A 17,144-nucleotide genomic window follows, 5' to 3' on the forward strand; every position below is an offset into this window, starting at 1 on the left:
CGTAAAAGGAAAAATTTATGGAAAAAAATACTATTCTAGCAATAGCACTTTCAACAATTGTACTTGTTGTTTCTTTGTTTATTCAGACAAAGTATGTTATGCCACGTCAGCAGGAAAGAGCGCGTGAGCAAGCTGCCGAATTTGAAGCGAAAAAAGAAGAGCAGGAAGCTCAAATAAAAGCTGAAAAAGAAATGATTTCTGCGTCATTTTCTGAGGCGACAGTTCAGAATTCAGAAGATGTTCAGGAATTTGTGATTTCAACTAACAAAGCAAAAGTTACATTTACAAACCGCGGCGGAGACATTATAAGTTATCAGCTTCTTGAGCATAAGGACAAAGAAACTGGTTCTGGCGTTGAAATGGTAAATAATATAACCAGTTCAAACAGAGCGTTCAGCCTTTCTTTTGGCGGAACTGAAAATCCGGCTTTAAATGATATATTCAATGTAACGAAAAAAGACGATTATACAATTCTTTTCTACCGTGATTATGAAATTAAAGATTCTGAAGGAAATCCAAAAAAATTCACGCTTGGAAAAAGATATACTTTCAGTCCTGATGATTATGCTTTTAAACTTGATGTTTCTATAATTTCAAAGGAAGGCGGAGAATTTGGACTTGGAGGCGCGGCTTATACTTTAAGAACAGCTCCTCAGATTGGGCCAAGATATGATAAGAAAAACCGCTATGAAGTAAGACAAGTTCTTGCATTGAACGGCGGAAAAAAATTCCGCAAGAATATTTCAGACAAATTTTATGATTTGAATTCTGTGGATTGGGCTGGAGTCGGCGGAAAATATTTTACAATGCTTGTGAAGCCTTCTTCCCCTTCCGATATGCTTGGAAAAATAAAAGTTTCAGCTAAATCTGAAAATGAAGATGGATGCCAGATTTTTATTCCAAGAAAGCCTGTTTTGGACGAGACTTCAAATGATACTTATTACATTTATGTTGGACCTCGTCAGGAACGGGAGCTTATAAAATATAACGACCAGACAAAAAACGCTTGGAATCTTTCAAATGCTAAATTCAACGAAGCTTTGCAGACAAGCGGATTCCTTTCTTGGATTGAGATAATTTTAAAATGGTGCCTTGAAAAAATAAATTTGGTTGCTCACAACTGGGGAATTTCCATAATAATTCTTACAATTCTTTTGAAGATTGTTTTGTTCCCGCTGAATAAAAATGCCGCCATGGGTTCGCTTAAAATGCAGAAAATTCAGCCTAAAATGAAAGTTCTTCAGGAAAAATATAAGAACGACCAGCAGAAGCTTAGCATGGAAATGCAGAAACTTTATAAAGAAGCTGGATACAATCCGATGTCTGGATGTCTTCCGATGGTTGTTCAGATGTTCATTTTGTTTGCTCTTTACAATGTGTTTAACAATTACTTTGAATTCCGCGGAGCAAGTTTTGTAAAAGGCTGGATTGAAGATCTTTCGGCTGGAGACAGCATTTGGACTTGGAAGCGCAACATTCCGTTTATTTCAGCATTTACAATGAATAATTTGCGTCTTCTTCCGTTTATTTATACTGCGTCTCAACTTTTGAATGGAAAAATAACTCAGTATGGAAATCCTGGAACTGGAGCAAGCCAGTCGCAAATGAAGTTCATGATGTACGGAATGCCGTTGATGTTCTTCTTCCTGTTCTATAATGTTCCGAGCGGACTTTTGCTTTACTGGGCAGTAAGCAATATTATTCAGATTGGACAGCAGCTTGTTATAAACAGCGTAATGAACAAAAAACGCTCAGAGCTTGAAAACGAAAAAACTGTAAATAAAAACGTCTTGAAATTCAAAGGCGGAAAAAAGAAAACAAGATAGAATTTAATTTTGAGAGGTAATATATGACTTACGAATATGAAGGAAAAACAGAAAAAGAAGCTATTGAAAAAGCAGCTGCTGAACTTGGACTTGAAAAAGACCAGTTTGATGTTGAAATTCTTGAATCCCAGAAAAAAACTTTGTTTAAAAACGGATATGTAAAAATCAGAGTTCACACAGTTGATTCAAAAAATCAAGTTTCTCCTGAATTTGACGGAAAAGTTCCTAATGCAACAACAAGAGCTAATGACCCTTCGTTAGTTTCAAATCCTCTTCCTCAGGATGAAGTTGAAGAAAAAATTATTGATTTTGTAAAAACTCTTATTTCAAAAATGGGATATGAAGCTGCTGTTGAAATTATGTTCCGTGAAGAAAAAAAGATTGGAATAAAACTTTCAAGCGAATCGTCTTCAATTCTCATTGGAAGAAAAGGCAAAAATCTTGATGCAATGCAGCTTATCGTAAATGTTTACGTAGGACATCTTGGAAGAGAAGATTTGCGCATTATTCTTGACACGGAAAACTATAGAATCCGCCGTGAAGAAAGTCTTGTGCGCCTTGCTTATGTTACAGCTGACAAAGTCCGCCAGAAGAAAACTTCAATTTTGCTTGAGCCTATGAATCCTTTTGAACGCCGCCTTATTCATACAACTTTAAATGATATTGCGGATGTTGAAACCAAATCAGAAGGAGAAGGTTTATATAAGCAAGTGCGCGTAATTTATAAAGGTGTGCGCTGATTAAAAAATTAAACTCTGGAGAAAAAGTTGATGAAAAAGTTTATTTGTAGAATTTCAGGATTTTTTTTGATTTTGAATTTTTTTACTGCGTTTTTGTCGGCTTATTCTGCGGAAGAAATTCTTGGAAAAGAAAATTTTGAGCTTTTAAAGCAAAACGGAAAAATTCAGGCTAATGAATTTAAACCAAAAGAAGCCAAATTTTCACTTCTTCCTGAAACTGAACTTTCAAATAAAATTGCAGAAGAACTTGCGTCAAATGAAGGAGAATTGCCTTCACTCATTGGAGAAAATATTTATCTTATTCCAAAAGAAAATATTGATTTAAGCGAAGCTTCTGTAATTTTGCGTTCTGTCAGCAAAATGGAAGGGATGCAATATTATTCCAACGGCGAAAAAAAGTGGACTACACTTTATCACGACGCATATTGCATTGCAGGTCCGCAAGACAGAACTAAAGTTGACGATAAAACAGAAGGAAGCGCAAATGGACTTGTTCAGTATTGTCTTCTAAATGACAATTCGCTTGGAAAGACAAACTACGAAGTTTCGTATTTTCAGACTGAAAACGAAATTTCAATGAAACTTGTAAACACAACTCCTGTATATTACAAGTTTATAAAAGCTGTAAAGCCTGAAAATGTTCATATAAATCTTGTTATGACAGTTTGCGATGATTACGTTGTTGTTTATATGAATGTAAAGGCGAATTTTTTCTCTTTGGGAGTTCTTGAAAAAAGAATGCAAAAGTCGCTTTTGAACAGGCTCGATGCAATTTACACATGGTTTTCTAAACAAATTTCTGAATGATGTTTGGAGGAAAAATGAAAAAATTTATAGGAGCGTTGCTTTTTGCCTGCGCGCTTATTTTTTATGGAGGATGTAAACAGATGAAATCTTTGGAAGGAAAAAACGGACTTTTTGCTGTAATAAATACAAGCAAAGGCGATATTATTCTTGAGCTTTTTTATAAACAGGCTCCTTTGACGGTAACAAATTTTGTTGGACTTGCGGAAGGAACTTTGGATGCTGCAAAAGGAAAGCCTTTTTATGACGGATTGAAATTTCATCGTGTAATAAAAGATTTTATGATTCAGGGCGGAGATCCAAACGGAAACGGAACTGGCGGACCTGGATATAATTTTGCAGATGAAATTGTAGATGGTCTTGAATTCACAGGTTCGGGAGTTCTTGCAATGGCAAATGCAGGACCGGGAACAAATGGAAGCCAGTTTTTTATAACTCATGTAGAAACTCCTTGGCTGAATGGTCATCATACAATTTTTGGACACGTTGTTGACGAGGCAAGTCAGGCTACAGTAAATGCAATTGCGAAGGATGATGAAATTAAAAGCGTAAAAATTATTCGTCAAGGCGCGGAAGCTGAAAAATTCACTGCAACGCAATCTGATTTTGATAAACTTGCTGCAGAAGCTCAAAAAAAAGCATTGGAAGCAAAAGAAAAAGCAAATGCTTCAAAAATTGCAGAAGTTGAAAAAAATTTTCCGGGCTTTGAAAAAGACAAAAATGGAATCTACTATAAAGTAACAAAAGAAGGCACTGGAGATAAATGTGGTTCAAGAAAATCAGTTGCAACAGAATACAAAGGATATTTAGTGGATGGAAGCGTTTTTGATCAGTCAAAAGGCAGAGGTCCGCTTGAATTCCAAACTGGAGCAGGTCAAATGATTCCGGGATTTGATATTATGGTTCAGGATATGAAGCTCGGCGAAAAAAGAACGGTTGTAATTCCTTCTGACTTGGCTTATGGAGACAGAGGTTATCCTGGCGTAATTCCTGGCGGCGCTTATATTGCATTTGATATTGAGCTTGTAAAGATTAAATAAATTTTTTGAAAATCAACAGGCACGTTGTTAACAGCAGCGTGCTTTTTTTATTTATTGTGGAAAAGTCATTTATTCACTTTTTTATACCAAGTTTTCCACAAAAATTTAAGAGTTTTGCACATAAATCTGTGGAAAATTCCCTTTAAATGCACATGAATTTGCACAAGTTTTCCACAATTGGTGGAAAATTCAGTAAATTTATGTTGAGTAAAAGAGGTTCTAATGGAAATTTTAAGAAAAGCCGCGAAATCTGATATAAATGCTATTATGAACATTGAAAAAGAAGCATTTGCAGAAAAAATTCAGGAAAATAAAGATGTTTTCCTTGAGCGCATAGAATCATTTTCTGATGGATTTTTTATTTTAGAAGATAAAAACAAAGCAATTGGATATTTTTCTTCTGAATTGTGGAATTCTGTACCTCAAAAAGGTGACAGTTGCTTTTCTTTAAATCATTCAGCATTGAAAAATCATAAAAAAGAGGGTACAGTTTTATATGTAAGTTCTATAGCAATTTTAAATGAGTACAAAGGAAACGGTTTGGGGTACAGATTTTTTAGTGAAAGCGTAGAAAAAATTATAAAATCATTTCCGCAGATAAAAGAAATTGTGCTTTTGGTAAATGAAATTTGGATTCCGGCTTTGCACATATATAAAAAATGCGGTTTTATAGAATATGGACGGATACAGAATTTTTTTTCTTCTGGCGGAATAAAATCTGATGGAATACTCATGCGAAAAAGTGTGGAGCGGTAAAAATGAATGATTCTCAATGGAATGTTTTTTTGAAATTTAGAGATGAATTTAAAAATCTTTGCAATCAATGGAGCCAGTTTTCAAGTGAACTGTACCCATTGCAAAAGGAATCTGCAAAAGACACTCCAGATTACAGCTTGGAAACTTCAATCGTCTACAACAAGGCTTATGATAAAGTTCAAAAAACAGACAAAATAAATTTCATTGTTATTGGAGACAACCCAGGAAAAGAAGAGCAACTGGCTTCTAATCAAAAATATTTGGTCGGGCAAAGCGGAAGAATTGCAGAAGGATTTTTTAGGCGCAATTCAGAATTGGGTACAGATTTTAGAAAAAATGTTTTGATTTTGAATAAAACGCCTGTTCATACTGCAAAAACCGTTCAGCTAAAATATATTTTAAAAAATGGAAGCAAAGAAATTGTAAATCTTATAAATGAAAGCCAGAAAAAAATGGCTCAGCTTGCCTTTGAACTTCACAATGGACTTTTTTCCAATGCTGAAGATGAATTTCCTGAATTGTGGCTTGTTGGATATTCCGAACTTAAAAAAAATGGAATTTTCAATGGGTACAGAGATGAATTGAAAAAGCAATATGAAGGGTACAGTTCTTGGAACAAAGTTTTTGTGTATCAGCATTTTTCAATGAACCGATTTATTGTGGACTTAAATGAATTCAGAAAAAATAACAATTTTCCTTTAAAAAAGTGCCTTGAGGAAATCGGCAGAATTCATAAAAACGAAATATTTGGTTCTTAAATTTGCTCTATGCTGGACAAATAGTTTATGAGTTTGTCTTTTATCAAAAAATCAGCGATTGCCATTTGACTTAAAACAGAAAGCGGGCATCCGAATTTTTGGTACTGATTTTTGTAGCTTTCTAAAATTTTCTTTGGAAGAATCGCGGCAGTTGTGTTTATTGATTTTGAAATCAGATTTGAAAAATTCTCAATATAAATACATTTTCCGTTAAAATCTTGGCTATAAACAAAATCTGAGCCAGATATTTCTGTAGATGTGTCGTATTCAATTATATATCTGAAATCTTCTTTTGCCGCCCATTCAAGAATTTCCTGCTTTTTTTTCTTTGAATCTGCGTTTTTTGAGTAAATAAAAACTGATGTTGCTCCGTTTTTTTCTAGCAAAGCTGCAATTGATTCTTTTGAGTCAAACGGAATTTCAGTAGTTTTTATATTTGCCGCGGAAAACACATCTGTAAGCGAAGAATGAAATCCCTGTGGAACTGCAATGCACGGTTTTATTTCCTTTGGGCGGATTGATTTTTCTGCAAGCTGCAAAAGTCCGTGCAAACTGCTTTTTGGGTTTTTAAATTCGTCCAAAAGAAGAAGTTTAAATAAAATATCGGCTTTGTTGCAGGAAACAACTACTTGCGACGGATTTACTTCCAAATGGTGAAATTTATATAAAAATGCGGCTATTGCTATTCTGAGTTGCTCTTCACCAGTTAAATCTGGAATTTTGTTTCCTTCCAATAGATTTTTGTTTTCTTTTATCGCAGTTTTTGCAGATTCAACATAATCTTCTATTGGAGAAAGTATTTTTCTTTTTTCTGGTGAAGATTTTACAAGGTCGCCTGTGTTTGTCAGAATTGTTTTTTCGTTATTTTCTGAAGGAAGTTTTAAAACTGAATTCTGTTCTTCCTGTTCATTTGAAAAAGGATCGGGCAGAATAAAAGTTCCCGAATTCTTTAAAACAGAACTGTCTGCATCAATGTTTTCTGTTACAAAATCGCTTTTTTCTTCAGATTTTTCTTTTGCGCGCTCTTTTATGATTGATTCAACTGTAGGAATTCCTTCATCTTCAGTTTTTTCCTTGGAATGAAGATTTGGTTCTGTGCTGCTTGGATTTTTTACAAAGAATCCGCTTTTTGAAAGAGAATAAATGTAGCCGTTTGATTCAAGTTCGCTATAGGCTTTTGTTACTGTGTTCCGGCTTATGTTGTAGTCTTCTGAAAGTGTTCTAATTGAAGGAAGCTTTGTTTCTTCTGGAAGATCTTTGTTTTCGATTGCATTTACGAAAAATAAATAAAGCTGATGATAAAGCTTTACTTTGCTTGTCTTATCCAGTTTTATTTCAAAATTGTTCACAAAGCCACTCCAAATTTTATCTGTACCCATAAAAAGGCATTAGATATTATAAAACATGATTTTCAAAAAAGCAAATTATAAGCTGAAACTTTCCGGCAAAAGCTGTTCCAAAGTCATTATTTTGTATTCATCTGTAGATTTTGCCAAAATTATTTCAAAGTCTTTTTTGCAGAATTCAGCGAGAACTTGGCGGCAAACTCCGCATGGCGGGCAAAAGTCTTCTATTTTTCCGTTTTTTCCGCCGACAATTGCAATTGCTTCAAAGTCTTTTTTGCCTTCGCTTACAGCTTTAAAAATTGCCGTTCTTTCTGCGCAGTTGCTTGGTCCGTAAGCAGCGTTTTCAATGTTGCATCCTGTGTATATTTCGCCCTCGGAAGTTAAAAGCGCCGCTCCAACATGAAAATTCGAGTATGGAACATAGCTGAAATTTAGCATTTCGATTGCTTTTTTTATAAGTTTTTCTATGAGGATTTTTTCCATTATTTTGCCGCCTTGCTAAGCTTTATTTTTCTTTTTGAAGGCTCTTCATTTTCTTTGTAGAAAATTGCTACGTTTCCGATTATTCTGACAAGAGTTGAATCTGTCCTCAAAGCTATGTCATTTGCGTATTCAGTGCGGTCTTCTTTGTACTCATTGAATTTTACTTTTATAAGTTCGTGCGCTTTAAGAGAATTTGAAACCATTTGCACAAGTGAATCTGTAACTCCGTTCTGGCCTATTATAACAATCGGGTCAAGATTGTGGGCGGCTTTTTCAAGTATTTTGCGTTGTTTGCTTGTAAGTTCTATCATATAAATATTTTATCCGAGGTTTGTGTTAAAGTCAAATGTCTACGCCAAGTCCAAATAGCGCGAAATCTGATTTTACAGGGTCAGATGGAAAAACTTCTTTCATTGCGTTTGTAAGCTCAATTGCGGTTTTTATGGTTGCAGATTTTGGTTTTCCTGAAGAAGATGGTGACAGAATTCCCATTTTTGTGGCTTCCTGCATTACGTGTGTGTCCAGCGGAACTAAAAGATTTTCTTTTTTATACCAGGAGCTCCAAAGCCCTAGATCAACTGGTGAATTGTTTCGAACCATCCATCGTAAAAGCATATTTACTTTTTTTGCGGCAGTTGTTTTTGAATGAGGAATTAAGGCGCAGTTTTCTGGAAAAAGGGAACAGATTGTTTCGTGCAAAAATCCTCCATTGTAATGGTTACAGATGTAATTTCCTATGGTGTCAGAATTGTCCAGCATTAATTTTAGAGTGTCAAAGAAAACTATAAAGTCGTTGTGTGTATACATTCTGTAAAATGACTTGTTTCCTTGTGTAAAGAAATTTCTGTACCCTTTTTTTTGTACCCATTGTGAGGGACAGTCTGTTTGCGCCAGTATTTGTTCTATGTGCGACAAAACCTGCACCCTTTGGCCGAATGCCATGTTTGCCGCAATAAAGGCTACAGTTTCCTGATCTCTAACGGATTTATATCTGTGCATAAATTTTGAAGGATCTTTTTCCAGAAAATCTTTTGTTTCGTACTTTTGCGCAAGAAAGACAATTTTTTCTTTTAGTTCAGCTGAAATTGACATAATGACAGTTTAGATTTTTTCATTTTTTGAATCAACATATTTTTTGATGTAAAAAAATAGCAGGAATTTTGCTTTTTGACTTGACAAATCTCCGGGGGGGGTAAAATGAAAGTAATAATTTTCATTCTTTAGGAGAATTTATGAAAAATGTTGCTAAAATTTCGGTTGTACTGGTTTCTTTACTTCTTGTGTTTTCTATTTTAGGCTGCAAAAACGACAGCGATGATGATGAACAAAGCTATTTGCTTGAAGCTGGTACAATTTCTAAAACTGTTTATGAAAAACTTGGAATAGGCAAATATACAACTTCTTATTATACAAGTGAAGAGGTTTATAGTTTTAGATCAACTTGTTTGCTTTATACAGAAGATGGAACTTATGTAAAAGAAAGTATCGATGAGGATGATTTGTCTAGCGAACTTGATTTTCTAACAGATTCTCAAATTCAACTTATAAAAGAGTCTGAATCTATGATTTTATTCTTTGAAACAACAAATTCTGATGAGTATATTTGGCTTTACTCTCAAAAAGAATAGAATTTCTTCATCTGTACATAAGTAGAAAAAAATTGTATACTAAGATTTTAGTATGACAGACTCTACTAAAGCATTTTTGCTCCTTGCAAATGGACAGGTTTTTGAAGGTGAAAGTTTTGGCGCAACTGGCTGTGTTGTTGGCGAAACAGTATTTACTACTGGCATGAATGGCTATCTGGAAACTTTAACAGATCCCAGCTATTACGGTCAGATTGTAACCCAGACATTTCCTTTAATAGGAAACTACGGCGTTATTTCAAAGGATTTTGAAAGCGCGGATGTTCACGTAAAAGGCTACATAGTACGGTCTGTCTGCGAGATTCCTTCCAACTTTAGATGCGAATACGACTTGGACACTTTTCTTGCGGCGCGGAAAATAATCGGATTATGCGGAATTGACACTAGGGCTTTGACAAAAATCCTGCGTGAAACTGGCGTTATGAACGGAATTATTGTTTCAGGCGATGGAGAAGAAGCCCAAAGCATCAGAAAAGCATTGAAGTCCGAGACAGAAAAAGCAAAGCTTCTAAAGAAAATCAAATCATATAAAATAAAAAATGCAGTTGAAAGCGTAACTTGCAATGCTTCAAAAATAGAAGAGCCAGCTGATGTCGTTTTCAAAGAATCAGCGGAATACAGATTTGTTCCTGTTCGTTCTGACGGCACAAAGGAAAATGATCCTGCAATTGCCATGAGAGACGGAAAAGGAAAAAAAGTTGTTCTTTGGGACTTTGGCGCAAAGGCGAATATCCGCAGAGAGCTTTTAAAAAGAGGATTTGAAGTTGTTACTGTTGCGGGTTCTGCTACTGCAAAGGAAATTCTTGCGCTTAATCCAGATGGAATCATGCTTTCAAACGGGCCTGGCGATCCAAAAGAAAATGTAAAAATTATTGAAGAAATCAAAAAAATTGCAAAGTCTGGAGTTCCGATTTTTGGAATTTGCCTTGGACATCAGCTTTTGGCGCTGGCAATGGGTGCAGATACTTCCAAACTTAAATATGGGCATCGCGGCGCAAATCAGCCTGTAAAATATCTTGCCACAGGACGTGTTTATATTTCAAGCCAAAACCACGGATATGCGGTAAAAAACGACACTTTGCCTAAAAATGCTGTCTTGAGTTTTGTAAATACAAATGACGGAACTTGCGAAGGAATCACTTATACAAAGATTCCAGCGTTCAGTGTGCAGTTCCACCCGGAAGCTTGCTCAGGTCCTCTTGATACAGGATTTTTGTTCGATGATTTTGTGCGCCTTATAAACAATCATGATTACTTTAAGAATTTTGAGGCGAAATTTGAAAGAATTGATTCAATCAAGTACTTTGCAAAAACTATAAAGAATACTTCTGCGCATAAAAAAGCTGCAAAATAAGCGGTTCGCGGGTTCTGGAATATATTCTTTTTAACTGATATTTGGCACGGGAGCAAAAATTATGCCGCTTAACAAAGACATTCACAAAGTTATGGTTATTGGATCTGGTCCTATTATTATAGGTCAGGCTGCGGAATTTGACTATGCGGGAAGCCAGGCTTGCAAGGCTTTAAAGGAACAGGGACTTGAAGTTGTTCTTGTGAATTCGAATCCTGCGACCTTGATGACAGACCATACCATGGCTGATCAGATTTACATTGAGCCTTTGATTCCTGAAACAATTCAGCGTATTATAGAAAAAGAAAAGCCGGATTCCCTTCTTTCAACTTTGGGAGGTCAGACTGGGCTTACTTTGAGCATGGAGCTTGCAAAATCTGGATTCCTTGAAAAGCACGGCGTAAAGCTTTTGGGCGCAAAGCCGGAAACTATTGACAAGGCAGAAGATCGCCAGATGTTCAAGGATACAATGCTTGCGATTGGCGAGCCTTGTATTCCGTCTAAAGTTGTTACAACTTATGAAGATGCGCTTGATTTTGTAAAGAATGAAATCGGCTACCCGGCAATTATCCGTCCGGCGTTTACTTTGGGAGGAACTGGCGGCGGAATTGTTCATAATGACGAGGAAATGGACGAAATTGCCCATAATGGACTTCACCGCTCCCCTATTCATCAGATTCTTGTTGAAAAATGTATTTCCGGCTGGAAAGAAATAGAATTTGAAGTTATGAGAGACAGCGCGGGAAATGTTCTTACTGTCTGTTCTATGGAAAACTTTGATCCAGTTGGTGTTCATACAGGAGATTCCATTGTAATTGCTCCTACTGTAACTTTGAGCGATAAGGAATACCAGATGCTTCGTTCTGCGGCCTTGAATATTATTTCTAGCCTTGGAATGGAAGGCGGCTGCAACTGCCAGTTTGCGTTGAATCCAAATTCATTTGAATATGCGGTAATTGAAGTAAATCCTCGTGTAAGCCGTTCTTCTGCCCTTGCTTCAAAAGCTACTGGCTACCCTATTGCAAAAGTTGCCACATTGATTGCGATTGGCTATACGCTTGATGAAATTCCGAATGCTGTAACAAAGAAAACTGCGGCTTGCTTTGAGCCGGTTTTGGACTACGTTGTTGTAAAAATGCCGAAGTTCCCATTTGATAAATTTGTTTATGCAAAACGTGATTTGGGAACACAAATGAAAGCTACTGGCGAAGTTATGGCAATTGGCCAGACTTTTGAGCAGGCGATTATGAAAGCTGTCCGCGGAGCAGAAGTTGGCGCGCAAAGCCTGAACCTTCCGTCTTTTGTTGAAATGAGCGATGCGGAAATTGAAAAACGTGTCGGCGAATGCACAGATCAGCGCATTTTTGCGATTTTTCAGGCAATCAAGAGAAATATTCTTTCAATAATTCAGATTAATAAAATTACAAAAATTGACTTGTGGTTTCTTGCTAAACTTGAAAATCTGGCTTTTATGGAAAAAGATTTTGCAAAAGTCAAAGCCGGAGAAAAAGAATTTACACCGGAGCTTTATAAAGTTGCAAAAAATGCCGGTTATCCAGACAAAGTTATTCAGGAACTTACAGGTCAAAAAATAACAGGAGCTTCTGGAATTCTTTCGGAAGCAAAAGAAGCTGCAAAGCTTGTAAAGCAGGGAAAAGTTGCCCACATTCCTGCTGTCTACAAAATGGTTGACACTTGCGCAGGAGAATTCAATGCGGAAACTCCGTATTTCTATGGAACTTATGATTTTCAGAATGAAGCCCGTATTTTCCTTGATGAGCGCAAAGAAAAAGGAAAGAAATCTTCAAAGGGAACAATTATTGTTCTTGGTTCAGGTCCGATTCGCATTGGTCAGGGAATTGAATTTGATTACGCTTCTGTTCAGTGCGTGTGGGCTTTAAAACGGCTTGGATACGATGTTGTAACAATTAACAATAACCCGGAAACTGTTTCTACTGACTTTGATACAAGCGATCGTCTTTACTTTGAGCCGCTTACTCCAGAAGATGTTATGGGAGTTATTAACACAGAAAAGCCGGTTGGAGTTGTTGTTGCTTTTGGCGGGCAAACTGCAATTAAGCTTACAAAGTTTCTTGATTCCCAGGGAATTCGTATTTTGGGAACAAGCGCGGATTCAATCGACCTTGCTGAAGACCGAGAGCGTTTTGAAGAGCTTTGCGCAAAACTGAATATAAACCGTCCAAAAGGACTTACAATTTTTACAGAAGAAGAAGCTCTGGAAGCAACTCAAAAACTTGGCTACCCTGTTCTTTTGCGTCCGTCTTACGTTCTTGGCGGTCAAAACATGATTATTGCCTTTAACGACGACGATGTAAAGGAATACATGAAAATTATTCTTGCTCAGGGAATTGAAAATCCGGTTTTAATTGACCAGTACATGATGGGCACAGAGCTTGAAGTTGATGCGATTTGCGACGGAAAAGATATTCTTATTCCGGGAATAATGGAGCATATTGAGCGCACAGGAATTCATTCAGGAGATTCAATTGCGGTTTATCCAAGCTGGAATTTAAATGACATTCTGCGTGAAAAAATTATAAATCAGTCCAGAGAACTTGCTTTGGCGCTTGGAACAAAAGGTCTTGTAAATATTCAGTATCTTATTTACAACAACGATTTGTATATTATTGAAGTGAATCCGCGTTCAAGCCGCACTGTTCCTTACATTTCAAAAGTTACAAATGTTCCTATGGTTGATTTGGCTGTTCGTGCAATGCTTGGTGAAAAAGTAAAGGACATGGGATTTGGAACTGGACTTTACCGTTTGCCTCCGTATTTTGCAGTCAAAGTTCCTGTTTTCAGCTTTGAAAAACTGATGGACGTTGATACTCATCTTGGTCCAGAAATGAAATCCACTGGTGAAGTTTTGGGAATTGCTTCTACAATGGAAGAGGCTATTTTCAAAGGCTTGATTGGCGCAGGCTACAATATGAAAAGAAGCGGCGGAGTTTTATTCAGCGTAAGAAAAACTGACCGCTATGAGCTTCCGGACTTGGCGAAGAAATTCTATGACATGGGATTTAAGCTTTACGCTACAGAAGGAAATGCAAAGACAATCAGCGACTTTGGAATGGAAGTTGAAGTTGTAAATAAAATCCATGAAAATCCAAACGACAATCTTTTGTCTTTGCTTGATTCTGGAAAAGTTGACTACGTGATTTCAACTTCTGCAAAAGGAAGAGATCCGCGCGCAGATTCTGTCCGCATGAGACGCCATGCTGTTGAGCGCGATATTCCGTGTCTTACTGCAATTGATACGGCAAATGCCATTGCGAACTGTCTAAAGTCAAAGTATACGGCTGAAAACGTTGAGCTTGTGGATATAAATCAGCTTAGAGAAGAAAAGCAAAAAATTACTTTCTACAAGATGGATTCAACTGGAAACGACTTCATTGTTATAAATGCAATGAATCAGGTTGTAAAAAATCCTGCTGGACTTGCGGTTCGTCTTTGCGACAGAAGAAACGGCGGAATTGGCGCAGACTCTCTTGTTCTTATTGAGGAAAGCAAAATTGCCGATGCAAAGATGCGCTTTTTCAATCTTGACGGAACTGAAGGAAAGATGGCGGGAAATGCAATCCGCTGTGTTGGAAAATATCTTTACGACAACAACATAAAAGGAATTCAGGAAAAGCACGGAAAGAAAACCGACGCAACTGAAAAAATCACAATTGAAACTGGCAGCGGAGTAAAAACTTTGGTTTTGTATAAGCAGAACGGAAAAGTTACTTCTGTTACAGTTGACATGGGAAAACCTCTTTTTGCAAGTGAAGAAATTCCGACTTCTTTGGTTGCTGTTGATGTTGCAAATTGCGGCTTTAATGAAAATAGCAATGCTGTTCTTCCAAAGAAAGCTGTTGTCAATGCGCCTTTGATTGTTGCGGAAAATGAATACAGAGTTACCTGCGTAAATGTCGGAAATCCTCATTGTGTTGTTTTCAGCAAGTTTGTGGATAAAGAGCCTGTCGCAAAAATCGGACCTTTGTTTGAAAGCCATTCAGTTTTCCCGGAAAAAACAAACACAGAATTTGTGCGTGTTGTTGGTCCGAACGAACTTAAGATGCGTACTTGGGAGCGCGGAAACGGCGAAACTTTGGCTTGCGGAACTGGAGCTTGCGCGGCGGCAGTTGCTTCTGTTATAAACGGATTTTCTCCAATAAATCAGGATATAACTGTAAAAGTCCGCGGCGGAAATCTGATTGTAAAATATACTGGCGAAACTGTCTTGCTCACAGGAAACACAAAAATGTGCTATCAAGGCGAAGTTGAAATATAGTTTTCATTCGATTGTCGGGTCAAGCCCAATAATGACAAAATATAAAGCATAAAAAATGAAAATCCCATGAGAATTATCCCATGGGATTTTTTTTGTGCTTATAGAATTTATATTAGAACTTAAAGCTGCTCATTTCGCCGCTAAGTTTTTCAACGCCTTCTGTGTTCTTTGAAACGTGGTCTTTTGCAGTTGAAATTGTATTGTTTATGTTGTTAAGGCTTTGGTTGATGTTGTCCATTTTTTCGTTTGTCTCAAGAGTTGCCTTATTCAAGTTTTCCATTTCAATTACAATCTGCTCGCCGCCGTGAAGCATTTCGCTTGCTCCGTCTTTTACAGAGTTTGTTGAATCAGTGATAAGCCCGATTCCCTCAAGAATCTGCTTGTTTCCTTCTGTTTGCTCTGTCATTGCGTTGGAAATAACAGTTTCCTCGTGCTTTACTTTTTGTGAAAGCTGATAGATTACATTGAACTGTTTTAGAACATTTTCTGTGTTGTCTGCAACCGCGGCAATTGATTCGGAAAGCGCCTTGAGGTCTTTTTCGATAGACTTAGACTGAGTGTCTGTCTGTTCCGCAAGTTTTCTGATTTCTTCGGCAACAACGGCAAATCCTTTTCCTGCGTCTCCTGCGTGGGCGGCTTCGATTGTGGCGTTCATTGAAAGAAGGCTTGTCTGGCTTGCAATATCCTGAATGATTTTGCTGGCGTCAAGAAGAAGCGTTGACTTTGAAAGAACCTCTTTTGACAAGTCAGAAGCTTCCTGAACTTTTTTCATTCCGCTGTCTGCTGCGGCTTCAAGATCCTGTGTTGTCTGATTGTTCTTTTTAAGAATATTTGTTACGCCGTCAACGTTTGCGACCATCTCTTCAATTGCGGCGGAAGACTGCGTGATTGCTGAAGTCTGGTTTTCAATTTCGTTATTCAAATGACGGATGTGCTGAATAATTTCATTTGCAGTTGCGTTTGCTTCCTCTACTCCGGCAACTTGATTTGTCATTTCTGTTTTTACAGAATTTGCAATATCTTTTGCGTCCAAAAGTTCAGTTACGGAATTGTCAATGTTTCCTGCAAGCTCCTTTGAAACTGTTAGCGTTGAAGCAACATTTGTGTTTATTTCAGAGAAAATTTCCTTTACGGCTTTAAATGCTCTGTTCAAGTTGTTTGTAAGAAGTCCGAATTCGTTTCTTGTAACAACTGGAATCGGCTGCATCTGATAGTTTTTGTGAGCAAGAGAATAAATGACTTCGTTTACAGCGTCAAGGTTCTTTGCAATGTCCTTTGTATTTGTTACTGTCGTAATTGCAATTGCTATAATTGAAAGAACTTCAATAGGAATAAGAATTGCAAGGAATTCCATGAATTTGTCTTGCTCCATAAGCTTAGGAACTGACATTGAGCCATTTAAAAGAAGGAAGGAGCCTATTAAATTCAAAGTTGTCATTAAAATAAGACGCTCTTTATTTGAAGATGTCATATTTGTCTTATCAAAAGGAAGATAATGCATTTTTCTTTCAAGGAAAGAATTGTACATTGTATAGAAGGCAATGCTATAAAGGCAGATTAAGCCCAGATAAATCAGCGTGAGAGAAAGATAAGATTCCTGATTTTCAAATGCTGAAAAACTAAGTCCGCGCGCACTGATAGACTTTGCGATTGTAGAAGGAACAAATATAGAAAGAAAAATATTGTAGCCAACGATTATTTTTCTTGAAAGTGAAATATAATTGTTGCAGGATTTTTTTGACTGCTCTGTTCCGTCATAAGATCTTAATTTTTTTTCAAGAATATTTGTGTAAGCAATCGGAAGTATAAAAGCCAAAAGATGGCTGAAAATGCACAATGGATAAGTTAAAGCAATGGAAACTTCATGGGGCGTAAGAATTCCTGTCATAATCATATAAACAGGACCGATTATAAAAGGCACGACAGAAACGCAAAGAAGACATAGCAGCGTTGCCGGGCTGTTGTCCTCTGGAATAACAGTTTTTTGAACAGAATCTTCAGAACTCATGTTGTTTTCCTCCTAATTTTGAAAAACTCTTGTGTTTTTACCCCCCCCCATATTTATATAGTTTTTCGGCCTAGAAAGTCAATAGATTC

General features: G+C 36.9%; 14 protein-coding genes. 9 read left to right on the top strand and 5 right to left on the bottom strand.

Translation table 11 applies throughout. The features are described from left to right. Positions 1-17 precede the first annotated feature (17 nt). From yidC to Q0H92_RS01145, 6 genes are all read left to right on the top strand, one after another. Positions 18-1,826, top strand: a complete 1,809-nt coding sequence (gene yidC / locus Q0H92_RS01120; protein WP_296010693.1) for a membrane protein insertase YidC — start codon at positions 18-20, stop codon at positions 1,824-1,826. 23 nt (positions 1,827-1,849) lie between these two features. Further along, the gene (gene jag / locus Q0H92_RS01125; protein WP_296010696.1) at positions 1,850-2,566 is read left to right on the top strand and encodes an RNA-binding cell elongation regulator Jag/EloR; all 717 of its coding nucleotides are present in this window, start codon (positions 1,850-1,852) and stop codon (positions 2,564-2,566) included. A gap of 30 nt (positions 2,567-2,596) precedes the next feature. Then, positions 2,597-3,373: a DUF6675 family protein gene (locus Q0H92_RS01130; RefSeq protein WP_296010699.1), complete on the top strand. Its 777-nt coding sequence runs from the start codon at positions 2,597-2,599 to the stop codon at positions 3,371-3,373. 14 nt (positions 3,374-3,387) lie between these two features. Beyond that, the gene (locus Q0H92_RS01135) at positions 3,388-4,410 is read left to right on the top strand and encodes a peptidylprolyl isomerase (RefSeq protein WP_296010702.1); all 1,023 of its coding nucleotides are present in this window, start codon (positions 3,388-3,390) and stop codon (positions 4,408-4,410) included. A gap of 222 nt (positions 4,411-4,632) precedes the next feature. Further along, positions 4,633-5,166: a GNAT family N-acetyltransferase gene (locus Q0H92_RS01140; RefSeq protein ID WP_296010705.1), complete on the top strand. Its 534-nt coding sequence runs from the start codon at positions 4,633-4,635 to the stop codon at positions 5,164-5,166. Positions 5,167-5,168: 2 nt separating this feature from the next. Continuing rightward, positions 5,169-5,924 (top strand): hypothetical protein, encoded by a 756-nt coding sequence (locus tag Q0H92_RS01145; RefSeq protein WP_296010711.1) that lies wholly within the window; start codon positions 5,169-5,171, stop codon positions 5,922-5,924. Here the strand turns inward: Q0H92_RS01145 and Q0H92_RS01150 are convergent. The 4 genes from Q0H92_RS01150 to Q0H92_RS01165 form a co-directional block, all read right to left on the bottom strand. After that, positions 5,921-7,273 (bottom strand): GntR family transcriptional regulator, encoded by a 1,353-nt coding sequence (locus tag Q0H92_RS01150; RefSeq protein ID WP_296010714.1) that lies wholly within the window; start codon positions 7,271-7,273, stop codon positions 5,921-5,923. The two genes, Q0H92_RS01145 and Q0H92_RS01150, sit on opposite strands and share 4 nt — an antisense overlap. A gap of 75 nt (positions 7,274-7,348) precedes the next feature. Continuing rightward, positions 7,349-7,744, bottom strand: a complete 396-nt coding sequence (cdd, locus tag Q0H92_RS01155; protein ID WP_365920288.1) for a cytidine deaminase — start codon at positions 7,742-7,744, stop codon at positions 7,349-7,351. A gap of 8 nt (positions 7,745-7,752) precedes the next feature. Beyond that, positions 7,753-8,064, bottom strand: a complete 312-nt coding sequence (gene yhbY / locus Q0H92_RS01160; protein WP_296010717.1) for a ribosome assembly RNA-binding protein YhbY — start codon at positions 8,062-8,064, stop codon at positions 7,753-7,755. Between the two features lie 31 nt (positions 8,065-8,095). Beyond that, positions 8,096-8,845, bottom strand: a complete 750-nt coding sequence (locus Q0H92_RS01165) for a TIGR02757 family protein (RefSeq protein WP_296010719.1) — start codon at positions 8,843-8,845, stop codon at positions 8,096-8,098. Between the two features lie 140 nt (positions 8,846-8,985). On the opposite strand from Q0H92_RS01165, the gene Q0H92_RS01170 reads away from it, so the two are divergent. From Q0H92_RS01170 to carB, 3 genes are all read left to right on the top strand, one after another. After that, positions 8,986-9,381 (top strand): hypothetical protein, encoded by a 396-nt coding sequence (locus tag Q0H92_RS01170; protein WP_296010722.1) that lies wholly within the window; start codon positions 8,986-8,988, stop codon positions 9,379-9,381. Positions 9,382-9,433: 52 nt separating this feature from the next. Next, positions 9,434-10,753, top strand: a complete 1,320-nt coding sequence (locus tag Q0H92_RS01175) for a carbamoyl phosphate synthase small subunit (RefSeq protein ID WP_296010725.1) — start codon at positions 9,434-9,436, stop codon at positions 10,751-10,753. A 61-nt stretch (positions 10,754-10,814) separates the two neighbouring features. Continuing rightward, positions 10,815-15,047 (top strand): carbamoyl-phosphate synthase large subunit, encoded by a 4,233-nt coding sequence (carB, locus tag Q0H92_RS01180; protein ID WP_296010727.1) that lies wholly within the window; start codon positions 10,815-10,817, stop codon positions 15,045-15,047. A gap of 112 nt (positions 15,048-15,159) precedes the next feature. Here carB and Q0H92_RS01185 read toward each other — a convergent pair whose 3' ends face one another. Beyond that, on the bottom strand, positions 15,160-17,055 hold the full coding sequence (locus Q0H92_RS01185) for a methyl-accepting chemotaxis protein (RefSeq protein WP_296010729.1): 1,896 nt from the start codon (positions 17,053-17,055) through the stop codon (positions 15,160-15,162). Positions 17,056-17,144: the final 89 nt, after the last annotated feature.

Source organism: uncultured Treponema sp. (assembly GCF_934725225.1).
In the GTDB taxonomy this organism is placed as follows: domain Bacteria; phylum Spirochaetota; class Spirochaetia; order Treponematales; family Treponemataceae; genus Treponema_D.